This is a genomic window from Zhongshania aliphaticivorans, from assembly GCF_902705875.1.
In the GTDB taxonomy this organism is placed as follows: domain Bacteria; phylum Pseudomonadota; class Gammaproteobacteria; order Pseudomonadales; family Spongiibacteraceae; genus Spongiibacter; species Spongiibacter aliphaticivorans_A.
Map to the genome: position 1 here is coordinate 164,181 of NZ_CACSIK010000003.1, position 12,737 is coordinate 176,917.

10 protein-coding genes are annotated in these 12,737 nt (G+C 45.8%); 5 read left to right on the forward strand and 5 right to left on the reverse strand.

The window, feature by feature from the left end; all coding sequences use genetic code 11:
• Positions 1-7 precede the first annotated feature (7 nt).
• Complete coding sequence (locus AELLOGFF_RS15865; protein ID WP_235035751.1) at positions 8-1,510, reverse strand: PQQ-dependent sugar dehydrogenase; 1,503 nt, start codon at positions 1,508-1,510, stop codon at positions 8-10.
• A 157-nt stretch (positions 1,511-1,667) separates the two neighbouring features.
• On the opposite strand from AELLOGFF_RS15865, the gene AELLOGFF_RS15870 reads away from it, so the two are divergent.
• A complete protein-coding gene (locus AELLOGFF_RS15870; RefSeq protein WP_159269905.1) occupies positions 1,668-1,931 on the forward strand; it encodes a hypothetical protein in 264 nt (87 codons plus the stop codon).
• 25 nt (positions 1,932-1,956) lie between these two features.
• Here AELLOGFF_RS15870 and AELLOGFF_RS15875 read toward each other — a convergent pair whose 3' ends face one another.
• On the reverse strand, positions 1,957-3,348 hold the full coding sequence (locus tag AELLOGFF_RS15875) for a flavin monoamine oxidase family protein (RefSeq protein ID WP_159269906.1): 1,392 nt from the start codon (positions 3,346-3,348) through the stop codon (positions 1,957-1,959).
• A 710-nt stretch (positions 3,349-4,058) separates the two neighbouring features.
• Here AELLOGFF_RS15875 and AELLOGFF_RS15880 point away from each other — a divergent pair.
• The 3 genes from AELLOGFF_RS15880 (at position 4,059) to AELLOGFF_RS15895 (ending at position 8,443) form a co-directional block, all read left to right on the forward strand.
• Complete coding sequence (locus AELLOGFF_RS15880; RefSeq protein WP_159269908.1) at positions 4,059-4,961, forward strand: FkbM family methyltransferase; 903 nt, start codon at positions 4,059-4,061, stop codon at positions 4,959-4,961.
• A gap of 53 nt (positions 4,962-5,014) precedes the next feature.
• Positions 5,015-5,851, forward strand: a complete 837-nt coding sequence (locus tag AELLOGFF_RS15885) for a phytanoyl-CoA dioxygenase family protein (protein ID WP_235035752.1) — start codon at positions 5,015-5,017, stop codon at positions 5,849-5,851.
• 762 nt (positions 5,852-6,613) lie between these two features.
• Positions 6,614-8,443 carry a tetratricopeptide repeat protein gene (locus AELLOGFF_RS15895; RefSeq protein ID WP_268818571.1) on the forward strand — a complete coding sequence of 610 codons (1,830 nt, stop codon included), beginning with the start codon at positions 6,614-6,616 and terminating at the stop codon, positions 8,441-8,443.
• Positions 8,444-8,461: 18 nt separating this feature from the next.
• On the opposite strand, the gene AELLOGFF_RS15900 is transcribed toward AELLOGFF_RS15895, so the two are convergent.
• Positions 8,462-9,379, reverse strand: a complete 918-nt coding sequence (locus AELLOGFF_RS15900) for a LysR family transcriptional regulator (RefSeq protein WP_159269912.1) — start codon at positions 9,377-9,379, stop codon at positions 8,462-8,464.
• Positions 9,380-9,569: 190 nt separating this feature from the next.
• Between AELLOGFF_RS15900 and AELLOGFF_RS15905 the strand changes: the two genes are divergently transcribed.
• Positions 9,570-10,712, forward strand: a complete 1,143-nt coding sequence (locus tag AELLOGFF_RS15905) for an alpha-hydroxy acid oxidase (protein WP_159269914.1) — start codon at positions 9,570-9,572, stop codon at positions 10,710-10,712.
• A gap of 327 nt (positions 10,713-11,039) precedes the next feature.
• Here AELLOGFF_RS15905 and AELLOGFF_RS15910 read toward each other — a convergent pair whose 3' ends face one another.
• A complete protein-coding gene (locus AELLOGFF_RS15910) occupies positions 11,040-11,441 on the reverse strand; it encodes a hypothetical protein (protein WP_159269916.1) in 402 nt (133 codons plus the stop codon).
• Between the two features lie 51 nt (positions 11,442-11,492).
• Positions 11,493-12,725, reverse strand: a complete 1,233-nt coding sequence (locus AELLOGFF_RS15915; RefSeq protein WP_159269918.1) for an acyl-CoA dehydrogenase family protein — start codon at positions 12,723-12,725, stop codon at positions 11,493-11,495.
• Positions 12,726-12,737: the final 12 nt, after the last annotated feature.

Below are 12,737 nucleotides of genomic sequence, written 5' to 3' on the forward strand. Positions count from 1 at the left end.
CTGTGTACTATTTCATTTCACGTAATTCTTGATTAAACAAATAAACAGACAAGGCTTCTCGCTGCTCAGCGTTTAAGGGGAACGCAGGCATTGGTGGCGTAGGCGCGCTAAAGAAGTTCATCAAACTGTCTACACTGTAACGCTCGGTCAAGGCCACAAGTTCCAAGCTCCCTTGGTGGCAGCCCGTGCAATTAAATTGTTGATAGAGCTGAGCACCCTGCTTGACCAAGCTTTCTCGCTGCTCGTCATCGTAGCCCACCAAGACATCCTCATTATTGGCAAGGGTTTGCTTATCAGCATTGGCTAAGGTCAGCGATGAAGAGCCGCCCTCTGCAGACGTAACTCGGTATATTGACCCAGAATAATCATCCGATATATAAATGCTGCCGTCTTGCGCTTCTACCACATCAACAGGGCGGCCCAGCAAATTTTCATTTTGTAAAAACCCAGTGACAAAATCACGTTCAATAATAGTACCGTCTGGCTGCCAATGCAGCGCAACCACTTTATAACCATCAGGTACACTTCGATTCCACGAGCCATGCAATGCTACTAGCGCAGTCCGCTTATAAGCCGCCTGTTGATTATATTTTAAAAACCGGATACCCAAAGGCGCATTATGCGCATTAAATTCATGCGCTGGCACTTTATTCGCTGGTAAATCATCGGGCAACTTATCGCCATAATCTGGATCGGGTGTTCCGGCATTCAAATACGGCCAACCGTAAAACCCACCCTCAACAATATGATTCAATTCACAGGGCGGAAAATCATCTCCCAGCAAATCACGGCCGTTGTCTGTGGCAAATAATTCATTGCTCCAAGGCGCCCAATCCATCCCGACACTATTGCGTAAACCACTCGCATAAACGCTCAATTGAGAACCGTCAGGTTTAAAGCGCATAATGGTCGCGCGCTGAGTATCCTTCTCTTCACACACATTGCAGGTCGATCCCGAACTCAAATACAGCCAACCGTCACTCCCTGCTCGCAAGGTCTTGGTCCAGTGATTGCCTTTATCCCCAAGCCCTGTCACAAGCCGCTCATAATCTCCGCTCACCTCACCGCTTGCCACATCAAACGCCACGCGACCAACGGCATTTGATTCGGCAATATATAGCCAGCCATCAACATAATCTAAGCCATGGGGCCGAGTTAATTCATTTAACAGAACCTTAACTGCTTTTGGTGATGCACCATCACCTGCTTTAATTATTAGCACTTCTCCACTACGTGGCCGGCTCACCAAAACATCCCCAGCTTCGGTCACATGCATAAAGCGGATTTTACCAAGCCCAGTCACATATAAATTCAACTGAAACCCTTCTGCAACCGTCAATTGCTGACGAATTTTATTTTCAGAAGGCTCTTCACCGCCATAACCAACCAAGGCATGTAATACTACCTTGGAGGTTGTTGCTACACCTGACGGCCCGAAATGCATCAGTAAAAATGGCACGGCCATTAAGATAACCAAAACAAAAAAAATGGATCGCAAAACCTTCATCATTGTGCGCCTCATATTCCTAGAAATACTATGTAAACTAGTCCGTTACGCTGTACACATACAGCACCCTAATCCAGCAAACAACGCTGGAGGCGAAAATAAAAACTGATATACTTGATGTTAACGCTGTTCTTTTACACAACAATAAAGGTAGAACGCTATGATGAACATGGGCAATGAAAGCGGCGACAAATGCCCTTTCGATCTCAACTTTGACCCCAGCACCTTTAAAGTCGGTGACGTAGTGAGTTACCGCGTTGAAGGCAGCATGATGGATATGCCGTTTGTTGGCGTATTAGTCGACGTTCACGATGATTATGTCTTACTGACCCACTATGGCGAAACACCCACCACTGAGTCTAATGTAATGCGCGGCACACGAACAGACCGCCCCATCGTTAGCGAAGCTGATGCGCTGAAATAACACTTACTGAATAGAGCAATAGCGCTTATGGTGTGGCGGAGAGCACCTCATTTGCCGCACGTTTCCCAGCGCGAACTGCACCTTCAAAGTAACCAGCCCAGCGTGTGCTCGTTTCAGTGCCCGCCCAATGAATCCGAACATGAGGCTCACGAAGCTGGTAACCCACCGTGGTCCAGTGTCCGACCGGAGCAACACCAGCATAACAACCTCGCGCCCACTCATCATCGCGCCAAGTATGATCGTAATAAGCTATCGGCTTGCTCGCTTCCGAACCAAAAAATGATACTAGCGCATCAATAAACTGGTTGCGACGCTGCTCAGGGCTGTAATCACTTGCCCGCACGCCATCGCGCCCTTCAATAAAGCCCATCAAAATACCCCGCTGCTCATTTGGCGGAGTAACATCAAAGCAAGTGTGAAAGGGCGCAACATCACTGATCACTGAACCCGACCAACCCTGTGATCGCCAAAACGGTCTTTCGTAAATCGCAAAGCATTTGATAGCACAACCTGGCTGCAGGTTTTGCAAGCAAGTTAATTTATCATCTGGCAGCGGCGGTACATAACTGATCTCTGCAGCCAACGCTGGAGGCGCTGCACATATCACTCGGTTTGCCGTAAATTGTTCAGTTTCTGAATAGACTGCCACCTCTTCACCCTGTTGCTCAATACGCTGAACCGCTTGCTTGAGATGACACTCAACCCCACGCTTTTCTAACACCGCCAAATACGATTCCGCAAGCGGTTGTGCGCCACGCTGTAAACGATCCTGCTGAGCCCCACCCGCAGATTCTGTCAGCGACAAAAAGCCACCTCCACTGCGACTATAAAAGAGCGCATGCAATAAACTAATATCATCAGGGTGTGCCGCGAACACACTTTCAATCGCAATTTGGAAAGTGCTTCTAGCATCTTTATGAGGCAAGTATTTACGCATCCAATCGCCAACCGTCATTGCATCTAGCTCTGCTGCGCCAGAAGCCTTCCACGGTGAACTGGTCGGAACACGCCAAGATTGCCAATACCAACGAGCAACTGCAGTGAGCAAGCTCCACTGACCCGCAAGCGGCAAATTGTAAGGAATAGATCCACGATATTTACCAATGCGACCAGAAAATATCGTGCGCACATAGCCTTTAACAAACATCGGCCAAGTAGTATGACCAAGGCGCTCTGCCAGTTCATACATCTCCGTTTGCCCCGGCCCCAACCATTGCCCCCCGTAATCCAGCCAAATATCATCGGCCAATTGCTCGGTGCGCGCACGCCCCCCTACCCTGTCGCGCGCCTCCAGAATCACTACTTGCTTACCAGCGGCACTAAGAACATCTGCCGCCGCCAGACCGGAAAAACCAGCACCGATTACAATAATATTTTCCAAACGTGACTGCCCCACAATTTTTATATTGGTTATCATAACGCCCAATAAGCGCCAAACATCAACGCGATTATGCCTTAAAGGTTATTTTTTCCATTCATTTGTTAATACACCTCTATTAACAGGGCGTTGACGTAGGGTTAGACCTTCTATTGATGGGCTAGATTTGGTTTTCACGTGGATAACCCTGTCGCAACATTTATGAATTGTTATATAACGCCTGTTTAGCAAAACAGTTAATTGAATAGCGTCTTAGTAAATTAACATGTCTCACATGACTATATAAGTAAGTGTATTGTCCTTCGAAACCAGCAGGTAAATAGATTGAGCGATACAGCGTATTTCTCGATCAGTAAGCTCTTTGGTTTCTATAACATTCTGACGGGCTTGAAGCACTAAGTTCCAAGCAGTCGCGATATCGGCGCCTGCTTCATTCAGGAATTTATCCCGGATTGCTGCGGTTTAGCCCACAACGTTTTAGACATTCCCAGAACGAAATAGGAGGGACGCATCACGGTCAAGGACTGGATGGCATGTTAATTATCCGATTAGCGGCCTGCCACAAGTACGGCAATCAATGAAGTAATCGTACAAAACCTCATCAATATAACCAATGAGAAATTCGCTGCTTCACCTATAGAATTAACTTACACCGTCTAACAATACCGTCAAAAGTGATCTTCCCTTCTCACTCAAAATTCAATTAATTACTTGTCGCAACGGCCATTCCTGTTCAAAATGCACCAACAATGAGATCCGTCAGAAGTATTCATAACGCTATTGCTTGCGTCATGGATGCCTCTGCTACGGTTGTCTCTACAATAACTTCGACCAACAGTGATATGAAATACGCTCTTAAACTGCCGACCTCATTAAGCCAAGCTCAGCCGCTATTTATGCGCGTACACCCCGATGGCGATCAGCACGTATCGGCCCAGATTCGTGAGCAAGGCACGTGGGAGGCCTACGAATCTGAGTTAATGTGCAGAATTCTGTCGCCCGGCGATTGTGTTGTCGATGTTGGCGCTAATATTGGCTACTACAGCGTTCTCGCCGCTGCGGCCATTGGCCATGAAGGCCATGTATTTGCCTTCGAACCAGAACCCGCCAATTTCGCCTTACTCGAAAACAATATCGCCCTGAACGGCATTGAAACCGCTACCGCAATCAATGCCGGTCTTGCGGCCGAAAATTCAGCAAGCACCCTCTTTTTGAGCGAAACCAATTGGGGCGACCACCAAATTTATTCTCGCGGTGAGTGTCGTAAAAGCATTCCCATCGAACTCCTCAAGGGTGATGACTTTTTCAAAGACAAAATATCGCGTTTCGACCTGATCAAAATCGATACCCAAGGCGCAGAGTTTCAAGTGCTCTCTGGGCTTGAAGCAACCTTGCGTGCCAGCCTACCAAACGTCCATATCATGATAGAGTTTTGGCCCTTTGGCCTTAAAAAGGCGGGGGATCATGGCCACCAGCTGCTGGATTTACTGGCCTCATTGAATTTGCCGTTTTGGACGATTGACCATATCGGGCGCACCCTGCACCCCTGCCAGGAATCCGAATTACGCGACTGGGTAGACGCTTTGGACGCAAACCCTTCCGACGAAGGTTTTTTCAACTTACTTCTTAGCACACAGGAATTCGAACTCTGAACACCAACAACAAACCTCTGGTTGTATCATCACAAACAGAGTCTGCCTCCGTATTGCAGCAACGCTTTCAGCAATGGGGTTACCTGTATTTCAAGCAGGTTGTGCCAAGCGATACTTGCGATGCCATAAAAGACGGCTTTCTGGATGCGTTATCTCCGCATATTGCGGCAAACGAGGCCGGCCTACCTGAGCTATACGGCGAGCCATTTTTTGAGACCGACCCAATCTGGGATGCGGTTTATCCAAACATGCAATCGCTTGAATCCTTTCAGCGCTTATTCCATAAACCCGAGCTTCAAACGCTAATGACAAAGGTCAGCGGAACCGAAGTATTTGTCTACCCCATGAAAATGGCCCGCATTGCGACTCCCAGAAAGCTAGGCTATGAAACACCGCCCCATCAGGATGCCTACTCTCACCATGCCGGCCCGACCATGGCCGGGCTTTGGGTCGCCTTGCACGATGTAGACGAAACAATGGGCCGCCTTAAACTCCTGCCGAAATCACACAAGCTCGGAGTGCGTAAGGTATTAGAAGCTCAGGGAGTGGGTGGCGTGCAGTGCGAAATATTTCCAGAAGAAACCTGCTGGCACGTATCGAACGTGCAACAAGGCGACGTCATCATTTTCCATTCCTGCACGGTTCACAAAGCCGAAGCGAACACCGCAGACAAAGCTGTACGCCTCAGCGTTGATACCCGGTTTTGTAACTATGGCGCGCCGGTATTCATCAGCAATATCGAACCGCATCATGGCTGGCGTATAGAGAGCCTATCCTGGGAATCCATCTACGCCAAATGGCAGGACGCAAACCAGCAATATTACTGGCGCGAATACCCCGCACTTTTTGACGAAATGCGAGATCAAAATGAATGGCATAAGAACGTCTGAGATACGTCCCAATAAAAGTGTCTCAAAAGGGTAATTACTACTATCGTTAAATTACTCTAAGGGTATAATCTATAATGAGTTAAGCCTCCACCATTGATGGCAGCATAACCTCTACTTGGAGCACCAGTTAGGATTACCTCTTAAATAATACGGCAGTCCCGTTCAAGACAATAATATTAGAACATCAGTACGCAATCTAACTCTGTAAGATAGACTAATCTGACTATGACGATCATGTCTTTTTTCACTCAGGGTTCTTCTACAAAGACGTAATGTACGAGCCCCATCATGTTGCTGATAAAAATTATTGCACAATTGCTTTTCCTTTACGCAATTCTATTGCAGTCCTCATTAAGTCTAGAGAACGCCAATTACATAGGAAGCAATCAATGCAAACAATGTCATATCCAAGAATTTTCTGATTGGCAGGGGTCTCATCACGACTGGGCTATGAAGCCCGCTACTCCCGAGTTTGTTTTAGGTGATTTCTCAGGGCTTTAGTTTGAGCATTACGGCGAGGTCACTCAATTCTCTATACAAGATGGCAAATATTTCATTAACACCCTAAATTCAGAGGGTATAAAAGAAACTTTTCAAGTCTCTTACACATTTGGCTACTACCCCCTTCAACAATATTTACTTCAAACCAACGATGGTAGATATCAAGCATTTACTGTTGCTTGGGATAGCAGATCAAAAATCGACGGCGGTCAACGCTGGTTCCACCTGTATCCAGACGAAGCAACACCGCCCGGTGATGTACTGCACTGGAGTGGCACTTATTTTAATTGGAATAGTCGTTGCGCCGACTGCCACTCAACCAACTTAAACAAAAATTATAATATCGCCTCAAACACTTACCAAACGGAGTGGTCCGAAATCAATGTGGCTTGCGAGGCGTGTCATGGACCGGGTAAAGATCACATAGCATGGACCAAAGAAATAGCTAAGTCGGGAAAAGCCAGCACAACCCCGCCCTTGAACATGGGCTTTGCCGAACAACTTACCCCAACAACGACATGGCGACTCAACAATAACAAGCCAACAATGACGAGTGATAGCGATGAGCCCAATAAGTTAAGCGGCCAACTCGGCGTGTGTGCACGCTGCCACTCACGTCGCGCAGCAATGTCAGATTCACAACCGGGCAGCGCTTTTGATGATGTTTATGATTTGCAAGCAATACAGTTACCTTTATACCATGCCGACGGCCAAATTCATGACGAGGTTTATGTCACGGGCTCATTTATGCAGAGCAAAATGTTCCAGAGTGGCGTTGTTTGTAGCAACTGCCACAACCCACATAGCCTAGAATTAAAACTACCGGGTAATCAAGTGTGTAGCCAATGCCACCAATCAACTGTTTTTGACACACCGGCTCACCACCATCATATAAACGGTTCTACCGGCGCAGAGTGTGTTAACTGCCATATGCCAGCAACAACCTATATGCAAATCGATCCGCGGCGTGATCATAGCCTTAGGGTTCCCAGACCAGATTTATCAATTGCCAACGACACACCAAATGCCTGCAACCAATGCCATCTGGATAAAACACCAACGTGGGCCAATGAAGCAATCATTAATTGGCGTGGCAATAATGATCAACCTTCACATTTCAGTGATTTACTTGCACCAGCGCTAAATGGTGCAAATGGAATGAATGAGATGATGAAGATTGTAGATTTAGTGACGGATGATTCCGTCCCCGGCATTATTCAAGCCTCAAGCTTGGCCGAACTAGCTAAATACCCAAATCAACAAACGATAGCGATTGCCCAGAATAAGTTACACAGTAAAAATCCTATGGAGCGAGCATCAGCAGTGAGGGTCTTTTCTTTACTACCACCAGAAGATCGTAAATCCATACTACTCCCCCTGACCAAAGATAAGAGCCGATCCGTTAGACATGCTGTTGTACAGCAACTTGCTGGCATGAACGAAGCATCACTTACTCCAGACGAATTGAACGCTTGGCGAAACGCGAAGAGTGAATACGAATCAGCCTTAGACTATCAGGCAGACTTCCCTGAAGGTCAGCTTAATATTGGTATGTACCACTTAGCGCAAAAAAATCCAGCTGCCGCTGAGAAAGCATATCAACAAGCACTAAAACAGGACCCCTATCAATTAAGTGCATATATCAATCTCGCAGACCTGTATCGTGGATCTAGCAATGATGAGGCTGGCTGGGAAATACTAAATACCGGGATACAAAAAATGCCGCAAGCCGCTCCGCTATTTTATAGCGGTGGAATGCTTAAGGTTCGCCAAAAAAACTATTCCCAAGCCAAGTCTTTCTTACACAAAGCGACACTAATAGCACCTACTAATGCTCAATATAGCTACACCTACGGATTAATTTTGCAATATCTTAATAACAAGCAAGACGCAATAACCGAATGGGAACGCGGTTTAAAGATCTCACCAGAACACCAACAAATTTTAATGGCGCTGCTCAATAGCTATCAAGACCTTAATAATTGGAAACAGGCATTAAGAATTGCAAACAAATTAAAAGTAGTAATACCCGATAATAAACAATTAGATACGTTAATTATTAATTTAAAGGCTCACGTAAAGGATAAATAAGCCCAAATAGCTTTATGCTTAAAGTGATTTCAAAAACCAGAACTCTCGCGACTTATACGCTTTGTCAATAAACGCGATTAATGTGCGTACGGGTAGTGATTGCACTCGATTATAGGGAGAAACTGCATAAACACCCTGTCTTTTAGCACTAAGTTCATGCCACAAACTGACCAATGAGCCAGCCTTTATTTCGCTATGAACCAAACATTTTGGGACATAAGTAATTCCGTAACCTGCCATACATGCTCTCTTTAACACTACAGCATTATTACTTGCAAGCGTGCCAGACACAGTAACAATTGTGCTAGCCCCCTCAGCATTCCGAAATGACCAATTATTACCACCACCTTGCTGAAGGCTGTAAATCAAACAATTATGTTCACTTAAATCTAATGGCGATTCAATATTATTGTGCTTATCTAAATAAGCAGGAGAAGCACACACAACCCAATCTGAATAGACCAATAATTTCGCTTTAAGATTTGAATCTTTTAGCTCGCCAGTACGGACAGCAATATCAACACCTTCAGCGATCAAATCCACAAACCGATTTTCAAGCCGCAGATCTACTTGAATACCTGGATATAATTGACAAAATTCTGAAATAACATCAGCCAATAAAATATCACCAGATATTGTTGGAACACTGACACGCACCAAACCCTTGGGCTCAGAATTGTACTCCGAGACTTCGGCAAGTGCGTCATCTAGCTGCTGATTTATCCTCTGGGCGTGAATCCATAATCTTTGACCAGCATCAGTAAGAGATAGACGCCGCGTACTGCGATATACCAATTGCGCGTTAATGTCCTCTTCGAGCTTAGCAATACGCTTACTGAGGCCGGGCGGTGACATTTGCGCCATTTCGGCGGCTTTAGTGAAAGAACCCGCCTCCACTAGCAGACCGAACAAAGCAATATCATTAGCGCTGGTCATAATTATTACACCTATTCAAGAGCACTAAAAAACACCCATTGCGAAACTCTAGGAAACAGTATATTAGCAAATTAACCATACCCTACCAATCCCGGGGAACTTACAATAACTCCACTAGCCATATCGCGCTCAATTTTTCTTCTACACGCTTGTGTAACGACAAACAATTATAGAAAGAGGGAATAATTAAATGGACTCACGCTACCCTTCTGTTGAAGCACTTACTGAAAAAGCCCGTCAACGTATGCCAGGCTTTGCCTTCGACTACCTTTCCGGCGGTTGTTTTTCTGACGTCAACCTTGCACGTAATACCCAAGAAATCAGAGAAATCCAGCTCCAACCTCATTACCTTCGTGATTTTAAAGAGGCATCTCAAAAAACAACACTATTTGGTAAAACCTATGATGCCCCTTTCGGCATCGCACCAGTTGGACTTCAAGGATTGATGTGGCCGAATTCTTGCGAAATTCTTGCTAAGGCAGCAAAGCATCATAATATTCCTTTTTGTCTTAGTACGGTTGGCACAGCCAGCATCGAAACAATTGCTGACATCACTAAAGGTGATTTCTGGTTTCAGCTCTATCATCCAGCAGACAATGATTTACGTGACAAACTTATAGAGCGCGCATATCAAGCTGGCTGCAAGACACTGGTTCTATTGGCCGATACCCCTACATTTGCTTATCGTCCTAAAGAAATTCGTAACGGCTTATCCATCCCACCTCAAATGACTCTACGTAATATACTTCAAATAATCACCCACCCACGATGGGCGATAGAACAACTAATAACTGGTTCGCCCGAATTCAAAACAATGAAACCATATATTCCTAAGGGGCTTAATATGAAGCACCTTGGATTGTTTATGAACAAAACATTCTCCGGGCGGTTAACAGAAGATAAAATTAAAGCTATTCGTGATAAATGGTCAGGAAATCTTGTCATCAAAGGTATCGTTAACCCCGCCGATGCTGAGCGAGCAATCAAATTGGGTGTAGACGGGCTTATCGTTTCGAATCATGGCGGCCGCCAACTAGATTCAGGGGAATCTACAATTAACGCACTTGGCGATCTAGTGAAAAAATATGGTAGTGAAACAACGTTAATGATGGACGGCGGCATGCGCTCAGGCGTTGATATTGCCTCATCTCTCGCCTCTGGCGCTAAGTTTACTTTCCTAGGGCGCGCCCCTATGTATGGAGCTTGCGCGATGGGCAAGCAAGGTGGTGACCAGGTGCTAAGTATACTAAAGCGTCAGCTTCAACAGGTCATGGAGCAAGTTGGATGCGAAAAAACTGATGATCTACCCTTACATTTGTTAAATCGAAAATAGATATACACCAAACCCAATGATACGCCACTCTCATAGAGGCGGCGTATTGTTTCTGTATCAGGAGAGCGGGCATACCATCAGAGTACTGCGCGTATTACATAAGGTGCTGGCCCAAAGCCTTCAATTTCAATAACGCGCAAACCAGCTAATGGGCCCATATCGTGCTCCTAATAACCTTAGAATAAACCAACTATGTGTTGGTGCATTTAGAAGTGCAAACGAAGCATCTTTAATGTTTTGTTATTCGTTAAAATAATCTGTTCTTAATACATTTTTCCACGACTACACTTATTTTAAATTATCAGTTAGGAAATTCTACCGCACCAATTAAAATCCAAGTTCTATTAATGGAGCAGATATCAGCGGAATCTCAGGAAGCAGACTAAGCGTCGGGGATAAAAGACTCCCACCATCCAATATATAAAAAGGCAAGGAGATAGGATCATCGACGAGAACGGCAAGAACTGGAACAAAACCAGGCAATATGGGTATACCTTCACTAGATAAAAACCCAGTCACCACTGCTGGGTCAAGTACGCCTCCTAGCAATGCCGGCACTGCCGATACGGTTGCTAATGGATCGCCAGGAAGCGCACTTGCCAAACCACCACCAAGTACACCTCCAGAACTCAACAAACCGCTTAATATCGGGAGTTCCAATGCTGAGGCTCGCACTGGTAAAAAGGCCACTAAAGTTACAAAAAAAGCTACATTTATTATTTTATTCATATTGATCTCCTAAGTTTTCCGTCTTATAAAATTATTGAAATATTAGAACCACTATCCCGCAATATCCCGACCAAATATTTCCCGCGCTATCGCCCAGCGCTGTACTTCATTTGCTCCTTCGTAGATTTCACCAATTTTGGCATCACGGTAAATTGATTCTAATGGCCATTCGATACCATCTGCGACCATCTCTCGGGCAAAACCATATCCGCCACAGGCTTGAATAGCATCTCGGGAAACGTTAACCGCTAGCTCGCTTCCAGTCACTTTTGCCATAGGCATCATCGCCGACGGCTTGCCGGTTTTATCGAAGGCATATGCCGCTTTTTGGTAGAGATTGCGTGCGTTCTCGATAGCGGTTGCATGATCCGCAAAGCGGAACTGCCAATATTGAAACTCGGCAATACGTTTGCCAAAAGCTTTTCGTTCACTGATATAGCTACAGGAGTAGTCAAAAGCTCTTTGCGCCATGCCAACACCCAGCGCGGCTATTCCAGCACGACCTAGAGTTAGAGCCGCAAGCGCCGCATTCAAGCCCTTCCCAAAACTTCCAATAATATTCTCCTCAGGAACGAAAACATCCTCAAAAAACACATCTGCCGTTAACTGAGCGTGATTACCCATTTTCAAGTCGGGATCTGAAACACGAATTCCCTTGTCGTGCATATCAACCAACAGCATCACATGCTGACCGCCGCTATTGCACAATAGGCAAATTACATCGCCAGCAACAGAATTCGTTATCCATCGCTTTCTGCCATTCACGAGAAATCCACCATCAACCGGTGCCGCTATGGTGCTCATTGTTTTCACTGAAAGATCGGTGCTGGCCTCCGGCTCACTAGTTGCAAAGCAACAAACAATTTCGCCTTTAATTAATTTGGGGAGATATCTTTCTCTCAAATGTGGCGCGGCACCGTTCAAGGTTTGACCGCAGAGAATGGCCTGCCCGTCAAACAATGCCGATGCAGCGCCAGGTGTGTAATAGCCGAGTTCCTCCATAACAACTAAGGTGGCCAGAGTGGGGAATTGAAGATCACGACCTCCTACATCGGCGGCAAAGGGAACCGCGTACAAGCCAGCGGCAGCCATTTTCTCTACTAGGTCATGACGAAATGCGCCTCGGCTCTCCGGTGTGGTGTTCACCTCATGGGCGATAGGCCGAAGAACGGTTTCTGCAAATTCACGGGCCTCTCGCTTAATTAAGAGAGTTTCATCAGGTAGGAATACATCGCTAAACATTTTGTCCGCATAGCGTGTCGGATTTTCAATTTGATAAGCCATTTCTATTTGTCC

Coding starts and splice junctions, on each gene's coding strand:
- AELLOGFF_RS15865 (WP_235035751.1), bottom strand. CDS start 1,510: ATGATGAAGGTTTTGCGATCCATTTTTTTTGTTTTGGTTATCTTAATG.
- AELLOGFF_RS15870 (WP_159269905.1), top strand. CDS start 1,668: ATGATGAACATGGGCAATGAAAGCGGCGACAAATGCCCTTTCGATCTC.
- AELLOGFF_RS15875 (WP_159269906.1), bottom strand. CDS start 3,348: ATGATAACCAATATAAAAATTGTGGGGCAGTCACGTTTGGAAAATATT.
- AELLOGFF_RS15880 (WP_159269908.1), top strand. CDS start 4,059: ATGAGATCCGTCAGAAGTATTCATAACGCTATTGCTTGCGTCATGGAT.
- AELLOGFF_RS15900 (WP_159269912.1), bottom strand. CDS start 9,379: ATGACCAGCGCTAATGATATTGCTTTGTTCGGTCTGCTAGTGGAGGCG.
- AELLOGFF_RS15905 (WP_159269914.1), top strand. CDS start 9,570: ATGGACTCACGCTACCCTTCTGTTGAAGCACTTACTGAAAAAGCCCGT.
- AELLOGFF_RS15910 (WP_159269916.1), bottom strand. CDS start 11,441: ATGAATAAAATAATAAATGTAGCTTTTTTTGTAACTTTAGTGGCCTTT.
- AELLOGFF_RS15915 (WP_159269918.1), bottom strand. CDS start 12,725: ATGGCTTATCAAATTGAAAATCCGACACGCTATGCGGACAAAATGTTT.